Annotated in this window: 23 protein-coding genes and 2 pseudogenes; 5 read left to right on the forward strand and 20 right to left on the reverse strand. The window is 34.7% G+C overall.

Features of this window, described 5'->3' with window-relative positions:
• Positions 1–16 precede the first annotated feature (16 nt).
• The 6 genes from I7822_RS00645 to I7822_RS00670 all read right to left on the reverse strand — a co-directional run bounded on the left by I7822_RS00645 (position 17) and on the right by I7822_RS00670 (position 7,912).
• Complete coding sequence (locus I7822_RS00645) at positions 17–1,507, reverse strand: sugar ABC transporter ATP-binding protein (protein ID WP_207974877.1); 1,491 nt, start codon at positions 1,505–1,507, stop codon at positions 17–19.
• A gap of 157 nt (positions 1,508–1,664) precedes the next feature.
• Positions 1,665–2,642: a sugar ABC transporter substrate-binding protein gene (locus I7822_RS00650; RefSeq protein WP_207974878.1), complete on the reverse strand. Its 978-nt coding sequence runs from the start codon at positions 2,640–2,642 to the stop codon at positions 1,665–1,667.
• A gap of 706 nt (positions 2,643–3,348) precedes the next feature.
• A complete protein-coding gene (locus I7822_RS00655; RefSeq protein ID WP_207974879.1) occupies positions 3,349–4,362 on the reverse strand; it encodes a LacI family DNA-binding transcriptional regulator in 1,014 nt (337 codons plus the stop codon).
• A 217-nt stretch (positions 4,363–4,579) separates the two neighbouring features.
• Complete coding sequence (locus tag I7822_RS00660; RefSeq protein WP_207974880.1) at positions 4,580–5,578, reverse strand: LacI family DNA-binding transcriptional regulator; 999 nt, start codon at positions 5,576–5,578, stop codon at positions 4,580–4,582.
• A gap of 323 nt (positions 5,579–5,901) precedes the next feature.
• Positions 5,902–6,765 (reverse strand): methyl-accepting chemotaxis protein, encoded by an 864-nt coding sequence (locus I7822_RS00665; protein WP_207974881.1) that lies wholly within the window; start codon positions 6,763–6,765, stop codon positions 5,902–5,904.
• A complete protein-coding gene (locus I7822_RS00670; protein ID WP_207974882.1) occupies positions 6,737–7,912 on the reverse strand; it encodes a cache domain-containing protein in 1,176 nt (391 codons plus the stop codon). The genes I7822_RS00665 and I7822_RS00670 overlap by 29 nt, the downstream gene beginning before the upstream one ends.
• A gap of 303 nt (positions 7,913–8,215) precedes the next feature.
• Between I7822_RS00670 and I7822_RS00675 the strand changes: the two genes are divergently transcribed.
• The gene (locus I7822_RS00675; RefSeq protein ID WP_207974883.1) at positions 8,216–9,271 is read left to right on the forward strand and encodes an ATP-binding protein; all 1,056 of its coding nucleotides are present in this window, start codon (positions 8,216–8,218) and stop codon (positions 9,269–9,271) included.
• Entirely contained in the window at positions 9,272–9,667 is a 396-nt protein-coding gene (locus I7822_RS00680; RefSeq protein WP_207974884.1) for a (deoxy)nucleoside triphosphate pyrophosphohydrolase, read from the forward strand.
• Between the two features lie 62 nt (positions 9,668–9,729).
• Here the strand turns inward: I7822_RS00680 and I7822_RS00685 are convergent, their stop codons facing one another.
• The gene (locus I7822_RS00685) at positions 9,730–9,894 is read right to left on the reverse strand and encodes a hypothetical protein (protein ID WP_207974885.1); all 165 of its coding nucleotides are present in this window, start codon (positions 9,892–9,894) and stop codon (positions 9,730–9,732) included.
• 437 nt (positions 9,895–10,331) lie between these two features.
• The gene (locus I7822_RS00690) at positions 10,332–11,660 is read right to left on the reverse strand and encodes a 6-phospho-beta-glucosidase (protein ID WP_207974886.1); all 1,329 of its coding nucleotides are present in this window, start codon (positions 11,658–11,660) and stop codon (positions 10,332–10,334) included.
• A gap of 209 nt (positions 11,661–11,869) precedes the next feature.
• Between I7822_RS00690 and I7822_RS00695 the strand changes: the two genes are divergently transcribed.
• On the forward strand, positions 11,870–12,601 hold the full coding sequence (locus I7822_RS00695; protein ID WP_207974887.1) for a MurR/RpiR family transcriptional regulator: 732 nt from the start codon (positions 11,870–11,872) through the stop codon (positions 12,599–12,601).
• 60 nt (positions 12,602–12,661) lie between these two features.
• Positions 12,662–13,181: pseudogene (locus tag I7822_RS29680) on the forward strand (tyrosine-type recombinase/integrase); the annotation flags it as partial.
• 68 nt (positions 13,182–13,249) lie between these two features.
• Here I7822_RS29680 and I7822_RS00700 read toward each other — a convergent pair.
• The 3 genes from I7822_RS00700 to I7822_RS00710 all read right to left on the reverse strand — a co-directional run bounded on the left by I7822_RS00700 (position 13,250) and on the right by I7822_RS00710 (position 15,559).
• The gene (locus tag I7822_RS00700) at positions 13,250–14,212 is read right to left on the reverse strand and encodes an alcohol dehydrogenase catalytic domain-containing protein (protein WP_207974888.1); all 963 of its coding nucleotides are present in this window, start codon (positions 14,210–14,212) and stop codon (positions 13,250–13,252) included.
• A gap of 91 nt (positions 14,213–14,303) precedes the next feature.
• The gene (locus I7822_RS00705) at positions 14,304–15,416 is read right to left on the reverse strand and encodes a flavin monoamine oxidase family protein (RefSeq protein WP_207974889.1); all 1,113 of its coding nucleotides are present in this window, start codon (positions 15,414–15,416) and stop codon (positions 14,304–14,306) included.
• Positions 15,413–15,559, reverse strand: coding sequence for a hypothetical protein (locus I7822_RS00710; RefSeq protein ID WP_207974890.1), 147 nt, complete (start codon positions 15,557–15,559; stop codon positions 15,413–15,415). The genes I7822_RS00705 and I7822_RS00710 overlap by 4 nt, the downstream gene beginning before the upstream one ends.
• A gap of 719 nt (positions 15,560–16,278) precedes the next feature.
• On the opposite strand from I7822_RS00710, the gene I7822_RS00715 reads away from it, so the two are divergent.
• Entirely contained in the window at positions 16,279–16,881 is a 603-nt protein-coding gene (locus tag I7822_RS00715) for a carboxymuconolactone decarboxylase family protein (RefSeq protein ID WP_243459181.1), read from the forward strand.
• Positions 16,882–17,292: 411 nt separating this feature from the next.
• Here the strand turns inward: I7822_RS00715 and I7822_RS00720 are convergent, their stop codons facing one another.
• The 9 genes and pseudogenes from I7822_RS00720 to trxA all read right to left on the reverse strand — a co-directional run bounded on the left by I7822_RS00720 (position 17,293) and on the right by trxA (position 24,579).
• A complete protein-coding gene (locus tag I7822_RS00720) occupies positions 17,293–17,964 on the reverse strand; it encodes an ArsR/SmtB family transcription factor (RefSeq protein ID WP_207974891.1) in 672 nt (223 codons plus the stop codon).
• A 300-nt stretch (positions 17,965–18,264) separates the two neighbouring features.
• The gene (gene ytxJ / locus I7822_RS00725) at positions 18,265–18,603 is read right to left on the reverse strand and encodes a bacillithiol system redox-active protein YtxJ (RefSeq protein WP_207974892.1); all 339 of its coding nucleotides are present in this window, start codon (positions 18,601–18,603) and stop codon (positions 18,265–18,267) included.
• Between the two features lie 295 nt (positions 18,604–18,898).
• Positions 18,899–19,237, reverse strand: coding sequence for a thioredoxin family protein (locus I7822_RS00730; RefSeq protein ID WP_207974893.1), 339 nt, complete (start codon positions 19,235–19,237; stop codon positions 18,899–18,901).
• 207 nt (positions 19,238–19,444) lie between these two features.
• Positions 19,445–19,646: pseudogene (locus tag I7822_RS00735) on the reverse strand (metal-sensing transcriptional repressor).
• Entirely contained in the window at positions 19,636–19,947 is a 312-nt protein-coding gene (locus I7822_RS00740) for a sulfurtransferase (RefSeq protein ID WP_243459182.1), read from the reverse strand. The pseudogene I7822_RS00735 and the gene I7822_RS00740 overlap by 11 nt, the downstream one beginning before the upstream one ends.
• Before the next feature lie 369 nt (positions 19,948–20,316).
• Positions 20,317–21,087, reverse strand: a complete 771-nt coding sequence (locus tag I7822_RS00745) for an SDR family NAD(P)-dependent oxidoreductase (protein ID WP_207974894.1) — start codon at positions 21,085–21,087, stop codon at positions 20,317–20,319.
• A 479-nt stretch (positions 21,088–21,566) separates the two neighbouring features.
• Positions 21,567–22,493, reverse strand: a complete 927-nt coding sequence (gene trxB, locus I7822_RS00750) for a thioredoxin-disulfide reductase (protein WP_207974895.1) — start codon at positions 22,491–22,493, stop codon at positions 21,567–21,569.
• Positions 22,494–22,806: 313 nt separating this feature from the next.
• A complete protein-coding gene (locus I7822_RS00755; RefSeq protein ID WP_207974896.1) occupies positions 22,807–24,003 on the reverse strand; it encodes an MFS transporter in 1,197 nt (398 codons plus the stop codon).
• Positions 24,004–24,258: 255 nt separating this feature from the next.
• Positions 24,259–24,579, reverse strand: a complete 321-nt coding sequence (trxA, locus tag I7822_RS00760; protein ID WP_207974897.1) for a thioredoxin — start codon at positions 24,577–24,579, stop codon at positions 24,259–24,261.
• Positions 24,580–24,809: the final 230 nt, after the last annotated feature.

The following is a 24,809-nucleotide window of genomic DNA, read 5'->3' on the forward strand; positions in this document are numbered from 1 at the left end:
ACACCCTCCTCTAGTTTCAACTATAAGCAACCTCTAAAATTTTCTCTTGATTTGCTTCTTCCCTACTTAATTCTCCTTTTTTGCTGCCTTCATGCATGACAATGACACGATCACTCATTCCCAATACTTCAGGCAATTCAGAAGAAATCATAATGATGGCTTTGCCTTCCTGCGCTAACTTAGACATCAATTTGTGTATTTCTGATTTTGCTCCAACATCAACACCTCTAGTTGGCTCATCTAAAATAAGAATATCTGGATCATTTAACAACCATCTCGCTAGCAACACCTTCTGTTGATTTCCACCGCTTAGGTTCATAATAAGTTGATCAATACTAGGTGTTTTAATATTTAATCGCTCAACCTGTTGCTTACATGTTTCATCAACTAATTTTTTATTGACATACCCCAGCTTTGAAAAATGATCGATATTCGAAATAATCATATTTTCTCTTATTGAAATCGGAAGAAATGCTCCTGTTAATTTTCGATCTTCTGTTAATAATGAGAGCTTGCGTTTAATTGCATCTTGAGGTGATTTTATTTTAACCTTTTCTCCATGGATAAAAATCTCGCCTGAGTCAGGAGGATCAATGCCGAAAATACTTTCGATCACCTCTGTTCTCCCAGAGCCCATTAACCCTGCAATCCCTAATATCTCACCTTTTTTTACTTCAAAACTTATGTTTTTGAATTTCCCCTCTTTTGAGAGATTGTTAACTTCAAGAACGACTTCCTTAATTTCTGCTGCTTCTTTATGGAAGACTTGTTTAATTTCTCTTCCTACCATCATTTGAATTAATGTATCTTGATTTAATTCATGTGCACCTTTTGTTCCGATATACTGACCATCTCTAAAGACAGTAATATCATCACAAATTTTAAAAATCTCATCCATTTTATGTGAGATATAAATGATCGAAACACCTTTCTCTTTTAACGAATGAATAATATCAAATAATTGCTCGACTTCTTTTTCTGTAATTGCAGATGTTGGTTCATCCATAATAATTAAATCAGCATGATATGACACAGCAGTTGCGATTTCAACCATTTGCATATTCGCTATGCTTAAGTCTTTCATTTTTGAAGTTGGATCAATCTTCATATCGAGTTTTTCAAATAACTTCCTTGCATCCTCCACCATTTTCTTATCATTTACCCAGCCAAATTTACCTTTTAAAGGTTCTCTGCCTAAGAAGATATTTTCCGCAACGCTCATATGAGGAACTGGACTTAATTCTTGGTGAATCATCGATATCCCATTCTTTAATGCTTCCTTTGTACTCGAAACGTTCAATTCTTTCCCTTTATATTTAATCGTTCCATGGTTAGGCGTATAAATTCCAAAAATAATTTTCATGAGTGTAGATTTCCCAGCACCATTTTCACCCATTAATGCATGAACAGTCCCTTTCTTTACCTTCAATTGAATATTATCTAGCGCTTTTACTCCTGGGAATTCCTTTGTAATATTTTGCATTTCTAAAATATATTGTTCACTCACGTTTACACCACCTAGTAATTAGTAGTTTACAGGTTGACTCAAAAGGGCCTGACCAATCTAAGCATGAATTGTATTTATATCCGTCAACTCATTAAATGAATATTTATGTTGAAGAAGTCAGACCCTTTGGTTTTGAATCACCTTAAAATTTTCTAAATTATTTCTCCCACTTCGCGATATACTCATCAACATTCTCTTGAGTAACTAATTCAAATGGAATATTTATGAAATTATTTTCAAGTTTTTCTCCTTTAACAGCCTTAATAGCTGTTTCAATTGCACCCTTCCCTTGTCCATAAGCATCCTGGAAGGCAGTTACATTCAACTTTCCATCTTTTACGTATTCTAAAGCATCAATTGTTCCATCAATCCCTGCAATAATGATATCTCCGCGCTTACCAGCGGCCTCAAGGGCCATGATTGCACCAATCGCCATTTCATCATTATTTGCTACAATTGCATTGAATTCATCTCCAGCTTGAATCCAGTTTTCCATTACAGTCATACCTAGAGATCTTTGATAATCACCAGTTTGTTCACGGACTAGTTTCATATCTGGATTTTTCTCTAAGACATCTTTATTTCCTTTTGTTCTATTAACAACTGATTCTTGGCCTAACGTCCCATTCATAATTCCGATATTTCCTTTACCACCAAGTAACTCTGCGACTTTTTCCATTTGAATTGTACCTGCTTCAACAGATTCAGAGCCTACATAAGCATAAATCTTTTCCATAGTCTCTTCATCTGGCATTCTATTAACGACAACAACAGGTATTCCTGCCTCATTTGCTGCATCAACCATCGGACCTACAGCATCTGTTTCAACAGGATTAATTAAAATCGCATCTACCTGCTGAACAATAAAAGTTTCAACTTGTGAAAACTGTTTACCTGCATCATTTTTCGCATCTACCATACTTACTTCAACATCATCATGAGCTTCATCATATTCTTTAATTCCATCGTATAAATAGGAAAGCCACTTATCATCAAAAACAGGCATAGCAGCACCAATTACGATTCCATCTTTTTCTGAATCACTCCCCGCAGTTTCACCTGACGCACAGGCAGCTAACAATCCTAATGTAAGAATAGCAATCATTAACATACTCATTATTTTTTTTAGTTTCATAAGTAAACCCCCTATAATAACTTTTAGTGAAACGCTTACATTTTGCGTTATAAAAAATTGCAAACTACTACTTAATTACCTGATAAACCGCGCATGATTCATAATAGGTTAACACTCATTACGAAAGCGCTTTACTTTTTTAATATGTAAGAGTTATTCTAAGATGTTACCTTAAGAATTGATCGACTTAAGCATTCCAACCAATAGATATCCGGAAAATGCCCCCCTTACCCCTTTAGTAATTTTGGAATTACCGTCCGATATGTGTATTGTAATCGATTTCAAATCCCGTTATCGGGTAATCGATAACCCCTATTTGTATATTATCTTATGGCAAATTACTTTTCAACACCTTTTTTGAAATTTTTTTGAATTTATCTTTTCTTAAAAATCTTTTATAGTGATCACCTGCAAATGGTTTCATACTTAATCCAATGTTTTAAGTATTAAAACCTACAGTTTATTCTATAGTTCACTATTATGCACACAAAAAATACCCCTATCTACTAAGTGTATGATATAGGAGTATTATTTTATTAACTGGCTCTGTTAAACAGCACTATTGGTAATAAGGGCAATCGGCGGAAGAAACTGCTGTCAAGAACCCGCAATGTGGAACGGCGAGGAGACATCTTTCTATACTCTAACCAGTAACAGATAAAACTAAATACATGTTACGTTCCATACTTCTCATTAATTAATTGTTCTAATTAGCGTCTTTTTCATAAACTCGAGCTGTTGTTTCACGAATCACTAGATCTGGAAGCATCTTAATTCGTTGCTTCGATTTATTTGTTTTATCAATTTTACTAATAAGAAGATCCATTGCTTGTCTACCCATTTCACCTAAAGGCACAGAAACTGATGATAATTGTGGTTCAACGATTTTACACATAAATGTATTATCAAAGCCGATAACAGATAATTCGTTTGGAATTTTTATTCCGCGATGTTTTGCCGCCATTAATGTACCTACAGCTAAAACATCATTACAACCAAAGATTGCAGTAGGTTTATCCTTGCTATCTAGAAGTTTTCCTGCTTGTTCAACTGCTCTATCGATAGTAGTTTCACTTTGGTAAATCAATTTTTCGTTATATTCCACATCTGCATTTAATAACGCTCGCTTATAACCCCTAACACGCTCTAAACTGCTTTCTGCATCTTCAGTCATTAAGCCTATTTGCCGATGACCTAATGATAGTAAATATTCGGTAACTTTGTATCCCCCTAAAAAATCATCAATGGTTACACAATCAATGCTAAGTTCTGGGCGTTCAAGTGCAAAAAGTACTAATGGAAAATTCTCATTTATAAGTTCTTTAAGAACTTCATCATTTTTAAATTTTGAAGCAATAATGAAGCCATCAACCTGCCTCTGACGGAATAAGGTTACTTGTTCTTCTTCTTTTTCTGGGTCATTATTCGTATTACAAATTAAAATACTAAATCCCAATTCACGCCCATATGCTTCAATTAATTTCAGGTACTCAGAATAAACAGGATTGTTCATATCTGGAATGATAATTCCGATTGTGAATGTATTTTTCCCTTTCATTGCCGATGCCAATACACTTGGTTGATAGTGAAGATCCTCCATAATTTTCACTATTTTCGCTTTTGTCTTTTCACTTATGCGCCCTTTATTATTTATAACTTTGCTTACTGTAGTAGCAGAAACCCCTGCTTCTCTAGCGATATCATAAATGGTAGGTTTCATCTTTCCACACTCTTTCAAACTTTCTATTTTCATTAATCGATACCTTTAATTATATCATACCCTCTAAAATGTTTAGCTGTTACACTCCCTACTGTTATATAAAAAAGAGTCAAATCATATTTTGATTTGACTCTTTTCTTATTCTTATTCTTATTTCAGGTTATCGATAACCCACCAGCGCCTTTTAAAAATTGTTTTTGTGAATTAAAAGATACTTTTAGTAAACCTTACTAGTTGAGTTTCTTATAATTAACTTCGGCAACACGTGTATTTTTTGTCTTGTTTTATGTATACCTTCTATCTCAGCTAATAATATATCTACTGCTTGAGAGCACATGCTCTGGATTGGTTGATCAACAGTTGTTAAGGTCGGGTCGCAGCATTTCGATAATAGTGTGTTATCAAATCCAGTAATTGAAAGATCCTGAGGAATGACTAAGTTTTTTTCACGTGCTCCAATTAAAATCCCAATCGCAAGCAAATCATTTGCACCAATAATTGCTGTCGGTGGATTTGGTGTATCCAATAATGCTTCTGTAAGCTTCTGCGCATGTTCGACACTAGAATTACATATCATTATCAGGTCATCCTGAACATCTAAACTATGATCTTGCATTGCCTGTTTGAAGCCACGAATTCGCTCCTGACTGCTTGTGGCATCCTCAGCAATTACTGATATAGTTTTATGACCTTGTGAAATTAAGTAATTAGCTATTTCATACCCCCCAACAAAATTATCAACTGTTACAGTATTCACAGTCAGGTTAGGGTGAGATTCAGCAGCTAGTAGAATCACTGGAACATTTTCCTTTAGCAACTCCTCAACGAGATTCTTATTTTTAAAACCACCAGCAAATATAAAGCCATCGACGCTTTTTTGTCGTAGCAATGAAACGTAATGCTCTTCTTTTTCCGATCTAAAATCAGTACTGCAGATAACTAGGTTATATCCACGTTCATGGGCACGGTCTTCAACCTGCCGTGCCATCTCAGCAATAAAGGGATTTGCGATATCGGGTAGCAAAAAACCTATTGTAGAGGTTCGTTTACCAGTTAAAGCTGATGCAAGGACACTTGGCTTGTAATTTAGCTCGTTCATTGCACTCAAAACTTTTTCCTTTGATTTTTTTCCAACCTGCTGTTTATTCAAGACCTTTGATACGGTAGAAATTGAAACACCTGCTTTTTCTGCAACATCATAGATCGTAATTTTCACTTTTTGTTCCCACTTTCCTACAAAAATACTAATTTCCCATTACACAACCATCTAAAATAAAGGGAATATTAACCTTTCTACTTACTACAAGTCTAGCCCACTTTGGTAGCATTTACGGTGCAAGAGATAAATTATTGTTTGCGCTATTTTTGTTCTATTTCTAGTAAACTGAAAGCGCTTTACTATTTTTATTGTAATGACATTTTATTTTTAATCAACCTTTTCTTAAAAAAAATAAAATGTTTCTAAGATACTAATACATAATTTAATTAACAAAAACCCCTAAAATCACAGGTTAATATGACTTTAGGGGGGCATGTTATTTATATCTTAAACCTTTTAATCATTTCTCGTAAATCCACAGCCATATCACTTAAAGATTGAGCAGATGATGTTATTTCTTCCATTGAATTCACCTGCTCTTCTGCAGAAGCTGCAACTTCTTGTGTACTTGTTGATGCCTGTTTAGATATTTCAGCAATCGTCATAAACGAAGATGTAACTTCTTGTGAGCCTGCAGAAATCTGCTCTGCAGTTGCTGCCATATTATCTATTTGTTCAGAAACGAGGTTTGTTGCTTCCATAATCTCGACGAAATTCGTTTTAGTTGTATTAGCTATTTCTAATCCCTCTTTAACTTCATAAGTTACTTGATTCATCCCATCAATAGAACGAGCCATATCTCGTTGAATTTCTGAAATTAATATCCCAATTTGGTTAGAGGATTGCTTGGACTCTTCCGCTAATTTGCGAACCTCATCTGCAACAACTGCAAAACCTCTACCATGTTCCCCAGCACGCGCTGCCTCTATCGCAGCATTTAGCGCAAGTAGATTTGTTTGATCAGCTATCCCTGTGATCACTTCGATAATCTGTCCGATTGCTTTTGAGCGATCTTCCAATGATTTAATCATTTGATTAGAAGTTAAAACTGAATCCTGAATTGAACTCATTTGTTGAACTGTCTTATTAACTGATTCTCCACCTGAATGGGCTTTTTGAATGGTAATAGTCGAGCTTTCAGCAATCATAGACGCAGATTCAGCAATTTGCTGGATTCCAGACGCTACTTCTTCCAAAGCTTTTACACTTTCTGATACACCTTCATTTTGCTGCTCAGAGCCTCTTGTAACCTGCCCAATCGTCAACGTGATTTGTTCAGTTGTATGTTTTCGTTTGCTCCGCACTAGCAGTCAATTCCTCCGAAAAGTCGGCTACATGTTCTGAACTATCGCCGACTTTTCGGATAAGATCTTGTAAATTTATCAACATTATATTGATGCTTTCGGTAAGTTTACTTATTTCATCCTTACCCGAAACTCTTAAGGCTTTTCCGGTTAAATCTCCATTTGCAATTTGTTGTACATGTTCAGTAACTAGCTTGATTGGTCGACTAATTCTACGAGCGACAATCAAAGCAATCATTAAAATCCCAATCATAGATAATCCAGAAATCACTAATGTAGAGTATTTACTTTGATCAGTTGCTGACAGAATCGAGTCCATAGACGTTTTAAAGTACAATCCATAACCAGCTAAGTCGATAGGAGTATACGTAATTACATACTCTTTTCCTTGTTCTTTGATTACTGAATTGCCTGATTCCTTTTTACCTTGTTCAATAAGGCTTATAAATCCGCTAGAAATATCAGTTTCTGATACATTTTTCCCAATCCAGTCTTTCTGAGAGTAAACTTGGAAAACATTTTGATTATCAACTAAAATTGGATCTATTGTTTCAGATAATGTGCTTCCTAAAAATTGATTAATTAAATCTTCAAAATTAATCGAGGCTGACATAACACCTAATATATCCCCATTTTCCCCTTGAACTGGAGATGCTACTACCACAATTCGATTTCCAGTTGCCTTTGATGTTAACACGCTGGAAATCGTAGACTCCCCGTTCATACCACTGATAAAATATTCACGATCTGATAGATTCATAACCCCAATATTCGCTTCAGTAGTATGAGCTTGGACTGTACCGTCTGGTGCTGTAAAAACTACTGTTTCATAAGTAGGTGATTGATCTTTTACTGTTTTCACCAATGCCAATTGTCGTTCAGGAGTAAGAGATAACATTGCATCTGTTTTTGCTGCTAATTGTACTTCGCTCAATCGTCTCTCAATCCATTGTTCCATACCTTGAGCAGTACTCAATGTCAAGCTTTCTAGCGCTGCTTGCTCTTTCTGAACCAATTCCTTACTATTTAAAGAATATAAGATAGCAGAAACTATTCCCAGTGGGAGCAATCCAACAATAAGGAACCATATGATCAATTTTGATCGAATTGTTGAAAGCGAAAAACCATGTAATTTATTCTTTTCCATGTTGTCCCCCAGTAATAATATATGATAGATTTATTATATCACCATCCAGTCACCTAGGATATATGACCCAGATAATTTCACCTAGTTTATTTATTTTAATTAAACCAAATGAAAATTAGGAATTTAAACTCATTTCGAACCTTTCCCTATTCAAATATCTTAATTCCACTACATTTTTGGAGAATAACCCGCTTTAAAATTTTCTTGATTTTATATTATTTTCAAGAAACTTGAAGGAAAATCTACAAGTATATAGAACTATAATTATCAATTACAAAAGTAAGCTTACCAAAGGATGTATGTATGATGGATCATAGAGTAAACGAAATTAATTATCGTACTCTCGTGCCTAGAAAAAATGGATTTGTATTTAAATTTGTTAAAATAAATAACGATTTTATTAATACATATATCGAAGGGGATCTTTTAGAAAAATTAGCCTTAACTCCTTCAATGGTCATTGGTAAAACATTATTTGATTTTCTTCCAAAGGATATTGCTGCACGAAAAAATAAATTTTATGAAACGGCCTGGAATGGAAAAACGATTAATTATGAAGGTTATGTTAATGGAGTCTATTATCTTGCTTCATTAAGTCCATTAATTGTAAACTCGCAAGTTGTTGAAGTTAGTGGGATAGCTATAGATATTACTAAAGAAAAGAATAATGAAAAAAAGATAAGAGAAATGGAGAAACTATCTATAGTAGGTGAATTAGCTGCTGGAGTTGCCCATGAAATTCGAAACCCATTAACATCTATAAAAGGGTTTACCCAAATAATTAAAGAAAATATTAACGACGAAAAACTAAAAGAATATCTTTCTATTATGCTTGATGATCTTGATCGAATTAGTAACATTGTAAATGAATTCATGTTTATCTCAAAACCTAAAGAAACAATGGAAATTAAGCAGATTGAGATTAATATGTTAATTTCAAATGTGATTCATTTTATGGAACCACAGTCAAACTTAAAAAGTATATGTGTATCAACAGATTTTGACAAAACCATAGTCGCCCAGTGTGACCCTAATCAACTAAAACAGGTACTTATTAATCTTTTACAAAATGCAATTGAAGCATCTAGTGACAACAAAAACATAGAAGTTTTACTAAAAGAGATAGATGATCACTTTTACATGATTCAAATTACAGATAATGGCTGCGGAATGTCTAGTGAAAGACAAAAACGTTTATTTGAACCATTTTACACAACAAAAGAAAAAGGAACCGGATTGGGCCTTATGATGTGCAAACGAATCATCGAAACACATAATGGGACAATTGACGTTAAGAGTAAAGAACGACTGGGCACTGTTGTTAAGATTGTTCTCCCTCTTTCAAGAGAGAGAATTTAGATGGAAATAAAATTAATAGTAGTCGCAGCAATTATTGAAAATGACCAAAATGAAATTCTTTGTGCATTAAGATCACCTAGCATGTCATTGCCGAATATGTGGGAATTTCCAGGTGGTAAGTTAGAAAAGGGAGAGGATATCTATGCAGCTATTGAAAGAGAAGTCCATGAGGAGCTAGGCTGTAAAATTGAAGCTCAATACTACTTCCATGAAAACACCCATGAATACGAATCATTTAGCATTCATTTGATTTGCATGAAATGTAGGATCACAAAGGGAGATCCTATTCCAAATGAACATTCAAAATTGATTTGGTTGAAAAGAGAAAACTTAAGTTCCCTAAAGTGGGCTCCTGCGGATATTCCAGCTGTGGAACAATTAATGAAGGAAAAGTAGTCTACCTTTTAGGACGACCTACTTTTCCTTCAGAAACAAGAAATTGATAGACTTTTTATATGCTATTGGTCTCCACACCCTAAAGAGTTTGTTCTATTCGACTCCTGTAATTTCTGTTTTTCTATATTATCTATTGAAACAGATTCTAACCCATATCCTGTTGAGCTAATTTCTAATACATCTTCCTTACTTTTTAGGTGTAATTCCGAATCCTCGAACTTTACCATTCTTAAGTGCCTCCTTTATACTTTTTTCTATTTTCCTACACATTACTTTAATTATGTATGAAACATCATTAATGTTTCATACTAAAGTATATTCTTTTTCGCCCTTGGAACAAGATAAGAAGGCATTTCTTCATGCAGATGACACACAAAACTTACTGGCTTACTTCCTGAGTGCTTAACATAATCGACTAATCCTTAAAAAACAAAAGAGGAAGTTATAATTAAACTGGTACCCATGTCAAGGATACATGAAAAAAAGAGTCAAGCAACTTGAAGATGATTCCTATATTGATTTGGGGTCACGATGGTACAGTTAATGACAGCGTGACAACGGAAAACACTTGTGATAATGCCAAAAATATTACTATGATAATTATATTACAGCCACAGCATCTACTTTATTTTCTAATGTAAATTAAGTAAAAAAACTACACATTTTACACTTCTACTTTTTGGAAAAATCTTGGTAAATATTCTTTATGTGCTTCTAGCATTTCATCCAAGATAGCTTTACCAACTTTATCAGAAGGAACAAGCGGATTAATTGTCAGCGCAAGTAAAGCTGTATCATAGTTGCCTGTTACAGCGGCCTCAGCACTCACTCGTTCAAATGATTTGATTTGTTGTACGAGTCCTCGAACTGCAACTGGAAGATCTCCGTTGATGATTGGCTTTGGACCTTCTTTTGTAATAACACAGCTTACTTCAACAGCAGAGTTATACGGAATACTTGCAATAGCCCCGTTGTTAATTGTGTTAACCGGCTGAATATCACGTTTATCGTTATACATAGATGAAATGAGACGGACCGCTGCATCACTGTAATACGCTCCACCGCGTTCTTCTAATTGAGGCGGTTTAATTGCTAATTTAGGATCTTTGTATAACTCGAATAGTTCCTCTTCAAGTTTCTGAACGACTTCAGCTCTTGTTGTGCCCTCTTTAAAGTTTTTCAACTCTTTTTGCAACATTTCATCTTTCTTATAGTAGTACAGGTGATATGGACAAGTTAAGGCATTTAATGCTCGAATAAATTCCGGCTCCCAACCTTGTCCTTCTATGTTTTTAACAAAGCTGCTGTTCTCTGGATTTGATAACAGATCAATTACTTTATCTTTTACACTCACTCCGTCTAAATATACATCTAATCCATATACCATATGATTTAAACCAGCGAAATCAATACGAATACGTGAATGATCAATATCTAATAGCTTGGCAATCCCCATCTCAATTCCGATCGGCACATTACATAGACCAACGATTTTCTTATGGTCAGTGTAACGAAGAACAGCTTCTGTCACCATACCAGCAGGATTTGTAAAGTTGATTAACCAAGCATCTGGACATAATTCTTTAATGTCCTTTACAATATCCAAAATAACTGGAATGGTACGCAATCCCTTAAACAATCCACCCGGACCATTCGTTTCTTGACCTAATACCCCGTGGCTTAAAGGAATTCTTTCATCCTTAGCACGGGCATCGAGTAACCCTACACGAAGTTGAGTCGTAACAAAATCAGCATCTATTAAAGCTGCTCTTCTATCAAGCGTTAGGTGAACCTCGATCGGAAGACCCGCTTTTTCGACCATTCTTTTTGCAAGGTTCCCAACGATTTCTAACTTTTCTTTGCCTGCTTCTATATCAACCAACCATAGTTCCCTAACAGGTAGTTCATCATATCTTTTAATAAATCCTTCCACTAATTCTGGAGTATAACTTGAACCTCCACCAATAGTGACAATCTTAATTCCTTTACTCATTGTTTTAGCCTCCTAAAAAAACTGATTTACAAAAGCTATTCTAGAGGAGAAAAAGCCAGTTGAATATAGTTTTGAAAGCGTTAGATTTATTTTTCACAAAAAGGCATTTGTTTCACAAAAATAACACTGTGTTTCTCGGTTAATGTATAATAACTTTACGAATAATAATATGAAGAAAAAAAGAGAAAACATACAAGGGAGAGAAGGATTTGTTTACGGATGAGGTAATTGCTACATTCAATGATCTTGAAATTATACTTTACAACTATATTATTAAAAATAAAGCAAAGGTCATCTATATGCGAATACGGGATCTTGCCGATGAAACTCATGTTTCTACTTCAACAATAATGCGATTTTGCAGAAAATTAAATTGCGAAGGTTTTTCGGAGTTTAAAGTGAAACTTAAGCTTTTAATAGATGAAAAAAAGGAGCCAAAAATTAAAAGCAGCCAGTATGTGTTAGCGGAATTTTTTGAGCGCACTCAAAATGAGAAATTCACTTCTAAATTAAAGGATGTGGCACATACAATTTCTAAAACGGATACTGTCATTTTCATCGGAATTGGTAGTTCAGGAACATTGGCTGAATACGGTGCCAGATACTTTTCAAGCTTAGGGAAGTTCACTATGTATTTAAAAGATTGGTTCATGCCTATTCACGCTGATTTGAATAAAAGTATTACTATTGCTATATCTTTTTCTGGAGAAAATCCTTTTACTATTTCCCACATTCACAAGTTAAAAGAAAGAGGTAGTAAGATTTTAAGTATTACAAACAACGCACAGTCAACTATTGCCAAAATTTCTGATATAAATCTATCCTATTATATTACAGAGGAATTTGTTGACTCCTCGAACATCTCCACCCAAATTCCAGTTATATTTATATTAGAGGAAACTGCACGAAGGGTGTATGAAATAAGTAGGGGGAATAAATAAAAACTCAGCTAAGAATAATCTTGTATAACATAAATTCAAATAAAGCTTTTCCCCAATGGAAAAGCTTTATTTGAATTTATGTTCTCAACAGTTTGTAGAATAGGAGAAATTTTATCGTTAGAAAAGGATAGAATTAATTTGTCAAATCGCTAAGCTACTGTCCTTGGAAAGGGCCGAAATAACAAGCGTATAAGCAAAAATTGGCAGGTATGAGTCCGGTTCAATACCGTATCCATACCTGCCAATTAGAAGAAAGAGAGGTCTATTTTAATATACGATGTGTAATATGGCTGAATCGATACTTAGATCTTCGACAGGATAAAGATCCGGCTATATTTGTAACCAAACGGAATCCACATAAAAAGATGCGGTACATTATAAAACGAATTTCAACGTGCAAGGATTAAGAAGGAAATACATCTACACCAACTACGCAACAGTTATACCATTCACCTATAACAATGGTGCTCCTATTGATGTTATTCAAAGTTTTCTAGGTCACGAAAAGAGCGAAACCACTAGGATTTATGCCCAATTAAGTGGAAATCTTAGTAGAGAATTTTACAGAAAATATTTTTGAAAAATAAGAAAAAAGCAACGTGTCAGTTCTTTTTTACACTATTGTACCGTTAGTTAAGTGACCTAAATTTACTCAGAGATATTTAGAACAGCACGAAATCTTGTCGATGCAGCCATCATTTTATCATATGCTTCGATAGCACGTTCTAAAGGAAAGCTTTCAATTAATGGTCGTACATCCGTGAGTACACTGAAGTTAATGGTTTGCTGAATTTCTTTTGCTTGTCCAGTAAACGAACCCCTAACAGTATTTGGTCCTTTTAAAAAGTCCATTGCTGACAATTCCAATTGCTCACCAGAACCAGCTACAATAATTAGCTCGCTGTCTGTACCAAGCCCATTGATTAGAGAAGAAATAGCTTTAGCGTTCGGTGCAGTAGCAAGGATTACCTTGGCTCCACCTAATGCCTGTAAGATTTTAGCTGGTTCTTCTTTTTCTGAATCAATGTAGTGGTGTGCTCCAAGTTGACGTACCAGTTTTTCTTTATCACTACCACGCGAAATGGCAACAGTTCGAAATCCTGCTTTCGTTGCATACTGAACAGCTAGGTGCCCAAGTCCACCAATACCCTGAATAGCTACAAGATCACCAGGTCGAGCTTTGCTGTTTCTTAATGCACTAAACGTTGTTTCACCAGCACACATAAGTGGTGCTGCTTCTAATACAGATAATTTATTTGGAATGCTTGACAAACTATCCTCATAGGCAACCATGTATTCAGCGTAACCACCGTCCATTGTCAGACCCGTTACATGGTTGTACCCTCCATGCCATCCAATGCCGACACGTTCACCAATCTTCCACTTCGTCGAACCTGCGCCAAGTTCTTCCACTACGCCAATCACTTCATGACCAGGAATGCGAGGATACTCTGGAGAAGCCCCTTTAATAGCCATGGAGTCTCCATTACATACTCCGCATGCCTCCACACGAAGAAGTACTTGTCCTTCACCAGGCTGGGGAACTGGAATTTCTACCAGTTTCATCTTTTCTCCTTTAGAAGGAATTTGTATAGCTTTCATCATTTTCATCACATATTACCTCCTACAGTTTAGTAATGGAACTTTTGAACATAAGATAAAAAATAAATATTTAATTGTTTGATTGAATGTTAAGTTACCTTTATAAAGGTTTGTTTTTTAGATTAGTGATTTCTAAAACTGCCTGTTCAGCTGACTGAAGTGCACCTTCAAGATGTCCCCCATATTGTGAATTAGTCTCTGTACCAGCAAAAATAATTTTCTTTTCCCATAGCCCTCCTCGCGGCGGTTTACCATATATAGGAAAGTCTCTAAGGGGATTGATGTCTTCCTCAACAGCCGTTTCGAAATCTCTGGACCAATCTTTGTAAAGTATAGAACTTACGTTTTTGGCAGAGGGTCCAAAGAGCCTAACCAATTGGTCAATGACCAATTTTAAAATTTTATCCTCACCCAGTTCACGTCGTATTTTCGCTGGCATTCCGAAGAAACCAAATAATGCACCAGAGCCTGTATCAGGAGAAGCATCATGAATTTCTTGCAAAGGTCCAACCCAGCTCGATACGAAGCCAGAGAGCCCTGATTCCCTCCAAAAAGGACGATCATAGATTGCAACTGCCTTAGCCTGTCCTGCCATCCACGTAGGTTTGTTTACAAGATCAGTCATAAGATCTGTAGGGAGAGAAGGAGAGAATTCAATATGACGCGCCACAATTCGAGGAGGTAATGCTAGGATAACAGCACTTGCAGAAACCTTTTCTCTCTTTCCATTAGCAAGGTCTGCTTCAAGTGTGATAGCACCGGCTTTATCTAGTCGAATTGCTGTTACTCGCGTTTCTAGCTCGACTATGCCTGGCGGAAGAGTATTTGCTACAGCATCAATAAGGGATTGCACACCTCCTATGAATCGCACCGACCTTGCATCAGAGTTTTCTGGTAGTACATAACGCTCTGGTGGTTCGTTGTGGTATCGCTCTGAAAGCATTGCTCCTTTGGTGTATTGGTCAAAAGTTCCTAAATTCAGTTCTTTGACAAGATTAGCAATAGTCCTCTCGTGCTGAGGCCAGAACCATGTCGGCCCGAGGTCAAATTTACCCAAGTCAGGTCTGTTTGGATTTTGAGTGCTCAACACTCTACCTCCAATCCTATCTCTAGACTCTAGAACCCTACATTTGATGCCCTGTTCAGTAAGCAGAGACGCGGCACGAAGGCCACTTAAACCAGCGCCAACGATAATTACTATAGGATTGTTCATATTCTTTCCTCATTCCGGTCAAGCGTAAGCTTTCTAAATGTGCTTATGAAATATATCTTCCTTTTTGTAATTGCCTCTTCTAAATAAGCTTTCCCGATGTAACAAAATGGGATTTCTATATTTGAACAAACTTCAATCTTCATTATTTACCTCCAATTTTTTTAAAACTTTGTTCAGTTAGAAACTTCAAGGTTATTGCCGATTGTATAGAAAAAACCCCCTATATTATAATTCTATTCATCAATTGAATAGTTGAATTATATTCTTGAAAACCTCTTCAGTCAAGAAGAACGTATTCTTTTCTTTTTCTCATCTTCCATAGGACTAGGTGTGCTTGGCACAGAATCCACCTTTTCTCTGTTTTTTTCCTGTATGAGAGACGAATTTGACGAGGAAATATTCTTTTTATATACTGATCATCTTTTTGATTTAAGTTATGAAACGGAGCCAATAGTCCGAAATTGGAATCTCACCTGGACATCTATCTCTAATTCCTTTCGCAAATTCTATTCACCCAGCTCTTTATTACCCTATCGAATGAAGAATCTCCCTTAAACCATTCTGATACTTCCCCTACAGTACGGATTAGAAGGAGGATAATAGGTTTTTATTCGTCCCGTATGATATCTTTTTCATAATGCGCAGTCGTCAATTCCTATCATCTCCAATATCATTTCGCGTTTTAAAAAACTTTACCCTTTACATAAAAAAAGGTAGCTGCAAGCTACCCTTTATATCTTATTAGATTCACCCAATACGGATGGTATAGCAATATTTGTATCCATAGATTCTGTTTTTAGCGTTTCTTTACCTTAGTCTATATAAAAAATCTAATATAAATCGTTTAGGTGAATTTAGTAAATTGTCTCCTGATGTATTTAATGCATTTGTAACTTTTGACAAGAAGGCACTGGGGGCTGGTAAATTAAGCTCGAAATTAAAAGAGCTTATTGCAACAGCTGTAGCACATACAACAGGCTGCCCTTATTGTATAGAACTCCATGTCAAGCAGGCAAAAAACAAGGAGACATCAAAAGAGGAAATAGCTGAAGCAGTGATGGTTGCCACTGCCCTTAAGGCAGGTTCGGCTCTTGCTCATGGAGTTAACGCTCTCAATGCTTATGATAAAACTGATGATGATGAATTGTATAGAGCAGCTTATTTTAATCGATTAAAAGAGTTTTCTCAGTTAAACGGAGACACTTTTAAAGCATTCATTGCATTTGATCAACAAGCAATGAAAGCAGGAGAACTTAGTGTTAAGGAAAAAGAGCTCATCGCAATAGCCGTAGCACATACAACAGGGTGTCCTTATTGCATCGATATTCACACTAAAGGAGCAAAAAAAGCAAAAGCGACTAAGGAAGAAGTAGCTGAATCTATAATGGTTGCTACAGCACTAAAAGCAGGATCTGCCCTTGCTCATGGAGTAAATGCATTAATTGCATTCGATGAGTCCATTTAATGTTGAAGTTGGCTAATATGAAAACTAATACGAGTATTGTTTGGAATGTTGTAATTTATACATACCGGTGGTACAAAAGATTTTAATTTAAACATTAAAAAGGTATTAGTGAAAAATACATGTCAGTAAGAAAGGTAGCACATTTTATGAATCACATCGATGAAAGAATGTATTATAAAATTGGCCTTTCCCAATATGAACAATAATAAAAACATTATTTATTCACTTTGTCCATTCATACTGACATTATAAAGCAATATTTTTATCGCTATAAAAATAACCATTTGGTTTAATAGTGTATCGAGACTCGCCAATACCCAAGTTGTGAATACAATTTGCATTGTTTTTTTGTAAAATCAATGCAAATTGAAAGCATATGAAAGTTCATAAACTATAGTCATGAAATATATATTAATGTTTTTGTTCCAGATACTTCTGCCATTCATGAATACTTTCTGCCATACGGTAAGCCATAAACCCTTGCTCTTTCATTTTTTGCGTAGCTATGGCTGAAAAAGCACAGAATTTACCTCTGCAATAAGCTATAACTTCTTTATCTCTCGGTAATTCATGAAGATATAATTCCAACTCTTCCATAGGAACAGAGACCGCGCCTTCTATATGCCTAGCTTCATATTCCTCTGCTGGACGCAAGTCTATGAGGGTGATATCTCCACTATTTAACTTTTCGTAAACTTCATCCATCGTAAGAGTATATAAACCTTCCAAGGGACGTAAGAAATCTTCTTTAATACGAGTGATATCTGAAAGTTGATTTTCACCAATACGCCATAAGGAAAACAAAAAATCAGTAATAGATGGATCAGCTAATGAATAAATAGCATATGTTCCCTTTTTAGTAAACTTAACTAATCTTGAATCATTCAGAACTTGAAGATGGCGAGAAACATTTGCCACATTCATACCTGTATCCTGCGTCAACTTTTCGACAGTTTTTGGACCCTGAGCTAGTAAATTTAATATCTCAAGGCGTTTGTCACTCGATAAACATTTTCCAATTCTTGATAGTTGTTTATACAATTCATCTTTATAATCTTTTGCAGAAGAAATGAGTTCTTCCATACTAATCATCCTTTATTATTCAATTGATTACATTGCTGATGATACTATAGTTGAAGTAAAAATAACAAGATAATGATTTCCTTAGCTCATACTCAATCTGCAAGAGAAAACATGTGTGAATTAAAGAGATGGATTATAGAGACTGTTTTTCTTGTGCAGGTTAGCAATAATTTAAAAAAATTTAACTAACAATATCATCATTTACAATGCCTAGATCCATTGATGTTACTGTTTCTAAATTATTATGGTTAGATACAAGGTTAATTATTAAAATGCAGAAAACTTATTAACACTGTTAAATTAGTTTAATACTGCTGTCATATGTTCAGTCGTAACTGACCAGTGTGATGCAGTCCAATATTTAGATTTATCCTTTACAAAAATAACTTGTGGAGATTCATGCTTCACGTTCAAGTCTTCTGCAATTTTATTAGAAACTGCGCGTGATTCAATCACTTTAACAAGATTGTAGTCTACATTATTATTTGGTGATTCATCTAAATAATGCTCGTATTCTTTAAGCGCATTAGAGCTCACAGGACAGGTAGTACTATGCTTTAATATGACCTGTCCACGCTTTGTAGATTTCTCTAAAATGTCATCCCACTCTTCTAAACTTGTTATTTCTTTCCACGTCATTTCATTCCCCCCTCAAATTAAATGTAATAGGCTATACCGTATTAATAATCAAATCTCAAGCTTTCGGTGTAGTTTTCAAAGTAATAAACCTCAATTTCATTAAATTATTCAATTGATTAATTGAATTATAGTATGGAAATTATTATAAGTCAAGTGAAAATAACCACCTTGTCTCTATCTCAAGAATATATACTTTGCGCCTATTTAATTTAATCCTACAAGATTATTTGAAGATATTGTTTAATTAAAGGAATCAATACCCTCACCTATTAAATTCAACTGGTCCACGTTATTTTTATTGCTGATTATACATTCCATAAATTTTCTCTATTCGTTTCTCTAATTTATCAAAGTGAATAAAACGAGCATCTCTTAATACTTCTTTTCCATTTATAAATAAAAGTAGTACAGGTACAGTAAGAATAGAGAATTTAGCTGCTATTTCTTCTACCTCATTGGCGTCTATATGTCCTAGGTGGATATGTGGAAACTTGTCTAGTAATTCTCTTAGTCTTGGTAAAACAGCATGACATATACCACAATCTTGTCTAGACACGTATAAAAAACTTAATTCTTGATTTCTCACAAAATCTTCTACCATATTCATAGAAGTTAATTCTTTTAATTTTTTCATTTTATTGCTCCTTTATTGATTGTTTAGACTACTGCAACAGCATGATCTACCTTAATATTTTAACGCTAACGAAATACATATACATGTAATGGTATAAAAATAATTAAATTAGTTACCTCTAAGATTATTCTTAAGTATAGGTGTTTCTTATCTACTCTTAACTAATAAATCAATGGCTTCTTTTACTAAATTCTCTGTTTTTCCATCTTACTTAACATTTTCTCTAACAACATTGTTCAAGGTTATTCCTAACCATTACACCTATTTCTCGATTTAAAGCACGGTAGGAATCTGACAATTGAGTCATAACCTCTCTGCAATTTTCTTCCTGCTCTATCATGTTTAATACACCTTTCACTTGTCCTGCAATTCTTTTTAAACGATTTTTAACATGTTGATCATACTCCATAATCCAACATTCTTTTCTTATGGTGATCAGTGCATGGATATTTTGTTAATTCATAGCTATTAATCGTAAACCCTTTTTTTATCAAAAAACGCACTCCTAAGTTCAATTCTAATTTATCTCCAGCTATAACATGTATTTTACCCCGGGGGGTTTCCATATAAAAGCGCTTTAGGTATGCAAAAGGAATATATAAGATATCGTCCTTGGAATATGTTGAGGTTTCATTATAATCCCGAATATCTAATACAATGATAGTAGAATCTTTTAATTTATTTTTTTTAATACAAGGAATTCCTTTCAATGGGTAATATCTCTTATATAGTAAAAGTAATATAGGTATTAATAATAAAATGATCAAATAAATAATTTAAAAAACCTCCCTACTAAAAATTTTGATTTATAAAACAAAACTATATACCTGCAGTGGTGTATAACCAATGAATTTCTCCATTAAATTATAGACCGTATAAGGCTTCCTGGATTAATTCCTTGTTTTTTAATACATTTTCAACCCATTCTTCATTTGTACGGTAAAACAAAGAAAAAACCTTCTCTATAATAAGTATTAGTTCAACTTATTCTCTTTCTTAGAAAGATTAATGTAATCTCTTTCACATTTTTGATGATAGAAAAAGGAACAATCATTTTTATGATTGCTACTTTTTTATTTTTATCTTAATCGAGCTGTAACTCCACCATCAAGTGGCATAATGATGCCTGTAATCCATGATGATGAATCATCTGCAAGGAATAAAACTGCATTTGCTACATCGTCTGGAGTACCATTGCGTCCAATAGGATGAAACGCATTAAAGGTTGGTAATACTTCTGCGACTTGTTCTTCTGACATAAAAGTATTGTAAATTGGTGTTTCAACAACTGCAGGTGCTACTGCATTTACTCGAATGTGATCGCCAGCGAATTCTACGGCTAAATTTCTTGTTAAAGCATGTCTTCCTGCCATTGCAGCAGAGTATGCAGATGAAGGAGTTGCTTCCACTGCTTGAATTGCCCACATAGAACCAGTATTTACAATTGCTCCTCCTCCACGTTTTTTCAATTCTGGTATAACTGCTTGAGAAGGATAGAATGTTCCTTTAACGATTGTATCTAAATAGGATTGTAGATCGTCCTCTGTATGGTCAAGGAATGGTGTTGGATTAAATTTTCCTGTATTATTAACTAATACATCTACACCACCAAACACTTCTACTGCTTTTTCAACCAAATTCTCCGAAGTTTCTTTTTTACTTATGTCACCGGCTACATATAAAACTTTTTTGCCAGTTGGGTCAATTTCTAAAGCCGTTTCCTTTAACACATTTTCTCTACGCCCATTAATAACCACATTTGCTCCTTCTTCAAAAAACCTTTTTGCAGTGGCTTTCCCAATCCCAGTACCTCCACCAGTTACGATTACAGTTTTGTTTTCAAATCTCATTATCATTCATCTCCATTTTTTATTATTTAGTTCAGTGGTTCCATCGATCCTAATTGGAAATCCTTTTCAAGTTCATTTCCACCTAAAAACATATTATTTACTGTTGTTAGTTACCTATTATTAATTCATTTACTATAGGTAACTATATTAACTACCTACTAACAGGTAGATTTAATCTTAAAAGTTTATTCCAATTCGAGTTTTGAGAGAACTACTGTTCATCTTGAAAATATTTATGTGATTCGCAAATAAATTATTCAATTGAATAATAGAATAATAGCATCAGAATTCCAACTCGTCAATTAAATTTATTTACCTTATAAGAATAATTTTTCATAGTAGCTACTATCCAATACTAACCCTCCCTCCGATTCAAGGAAGGTAGCTTAATATAGGCTATATTTTAAAATAAACCCTGATAGTATGAATGAATTAATTATTTATTGTGATTAAGGTAATTTTAATGTTTCTACTTTTCCTTAGTGCTCTAGAGAGTCGATGAATCTCTCACTATCAATTGCTGCCATGCTGCCACTACCTGCAGCAGTGATAGCTTGACGGTAACGGCTGTCCTGTACATCGCCACAAGCAAAGACACCTGGAATATTGGTTTCAGAAGTGCCTGGATTGGTTATGATATAACCATTATTATCTGTTGTAATCTGACCATCTAGAAAACCTGTGTTCGGATGATGTCCAATAGCTACAAATATGCCATTTGTATGGATCACTTCTTCTTTTCCAGAATCATTGTTTACTACCTTAAATCCATTTACACCTTGATTATCAGCAATAACTTCAACCGGGGTCTTATTTAGCGCCCATTCAATCTTTTTATTCGCACGAGCACGATCCTGCATAATTTTGGATGCTCTAAGTTCTTCACGTCGGTGTACTACAGTAACTTTGGAGGCAAATCGTGTCAAAAAGTTTGCTTCCTCCAGTGCAGAATCGCCACCACCAACAACAATTATTTCCTTGTTTTTAAAGAAGAAACCATCACATGTAGCACAAGTGCTAACACCATAACCGATATTATTTTGTTCATTTGGAATTCCTAGATATTTAGCACTTGCTCCTGTGGAGATAATGAGGGTTTCGCTCAAGATTTCTTCTATACCCTCTACTTGCAATTTAAATGGCCGCTCCGACAAATCCGCTTTCTTCACCCAACCAGTATAAAATTCAGCTCCAAAGCGTTCTGCCTGTTTTCGCATATTCTCCAGTAGTTCTGGCCCCATGATGCCTTCTGGAAAACCAGGAAAATTTTCAACTTCAGTCGTTGTCGTCAACTGTCCTCCAGGTTCTGGTCCCTCAATGACAAGGGGTCTCATATTGGCACGAGCTAGGTAGATTGCTGCAGTCAGCCCAGCAGGTCCTGTGCCTACGATCACTGATTTATACATTTTTTATCCCTCCATGTATTTATGATGAGTATGATTTATAAGTTCTTAAAAGGCAGTGCATTTTGACCACACTAAGCCTTCGTTTATATATTCAATTAATCAATTGAATAATTGTATTATATTGTTAGAAATCCTTTTCGTCAAGTAGTCAATACCTATCTTCTTTAGAAGCCCCAATTTGGTAACCATTCGTTAACAAAAACAGGGTTGCAGTAGCAACCCTGTTTCTTCAACACGTAAATTTAAAACAATTACTTTAAGTTAATTTATAACAAGCGATACTTTATCTAATAAAAAAAATGACCAATTATAATTATACCTTATCAATTTCGTGATTCTTATATTTGATCATAGATACAATTCCTAAAATAGGTCCAATCGCTAATAATGAAAAAACCCATTCCCAACCAACAAAGCTCTGAATAATAGGGATTAGATTTATAGAAAATATGGTTATTAGAAATCCAATACACATTTGAAAAGTAAGAGCTGTCCCTACATATTCAACTTCTGCAACTTCTGAAACTGCTGCGGAAAATTGGCCAGAATCTGATATGACAGACATCCCCCAAATTATAGAAAGTATTAAAGTTAACCAAATAGATTGACCAAATGTAAACCCAATAAACATGGAACAAATAGCGCTTATAAACATAGAAATAATTGTAAGATTGGATCTTCCGATTTTATCTGAGATTATTCCACCTAATACACAACCAATTCCCCCTGCAATTCCTATTGAAATAAACGAGGAAAATGCAATGAACTTAAAGGAAATTTCTGATGAATAACTTGTAAAACTAGCGGTCAAAAAAGCAGGAAGCCATGTCCACATCGCATACAATTCCCACATATGGCCAAAATAGCCAAAGTTAGCAAGCATTACTGGTTTATTCGTTATTACTTTTCTAATTAATTTAAATGAGAAAGGCGCCATTTTTTTCGATGTTTCTGGAGCATCTACTAAAATCCATTGGACAATCATTGCTGCTAGTAAAGCCAAAAATGAACTAAAAATAATCACTAACTTCCAATTTAAAGTAGAAAAAAACATCACTACAAAATGTGGTAAAGATGACCCTATGGTTAATGCAGCTATTAAGATACCGATAGCCAGCCCGCGTTTTATGGGAAACCATTGTGATAAAATTTTTACAGCTATTGGGTATACCCCTGCAAGAGTTATTCCAGTCAATATCCTAAGTAGGATACCGAAAAAAGCATGATCGACTAGTATAAGTACGCTATTCAAAATTGCTCCTAGAAACGCTGAAGTTGCAAAAACCTTTCGAGAATTATAACGGTCTGCAATCCCAAAATATGAAATAAATAATGCTCCAATTACAAAACCAATTGGAACAGAAGCAGACAGCCATCCTTCTGAGTTTGAACTAAGGTTCCAAATTATAATTAGTTCTGGTGCAATAACAGATGCACTAAACCACAAGCTTAATGCGCATAATTCTGATAATCCAATCCATACTAATGCTCTCCAAGAACCTGGAATCATAATATCCCCCTTTTAAAACGAATCTTAATATTATAATTTCACAAATTTTTTCCATTAGCTGAGAACCCAGTAGCTTCAGGAAAACCAGGGAAATCTTCAACTTCAGACGTTGTTGTTAAATGTCCTTCAGCTTTACGCCTTCTAATCTCAATAAGTCTCATATTCTAAATCATAATGATTAATCAACTTATCTTTAGCTGAAAAAATCGGCAATTACTATCAAAAGTATTTGCCGATTTTCCATAATCCTCTTCTTTAATTGCTATTAAGTTCTAAGATTTTATCTTCTAGTACATGCTTTTGGTTTATACCTACCATCTTATCTACCACCTTGCCATCTTTAAACAGTAGTAATGTGGGGATACTCATAATGCCAAATTGTGAAGCTAATTCATGCTCATTGTCCACATTAACTTTGGCAATTTTCGCTTGTCCTTTCATTTCACCAGCTAATTCTTCTACAATCGGAAGTTGAACTTTACAAGGTCCGCACCAAGGTGCCCAGAAATCAACCAATGTCACGCCTGATTGAATGTGGTTTTGAAATGTCTCTTTTGTCAGTGTTATTGCTCCCATAAAAATAACCTCCTCTATTTTTTACTCTTATTAATGAGATACAATTAATTACCACAATTATAATAATCAATTGATTAATTGAATAATACAATTAAAAATACTTTTCGTCAACCCCAATAAGAAGTTGTCTTTTACTAAATGAAAAAATATTAACTTCTATAACTATCCATTCAAATAAAAAACCATTAAGATCTGTCTTATATGATGTAGTTGTTATAATAATGATTACG

The sequence above is a fragment of the Metabacillus bambusae genome, assembly GCF_017497975.1.
GTDB lineage: Bacteria > Bacillota > Bacilli > Bacillales > Bacillaceae > Metabacillus > Metabacillus bambusae.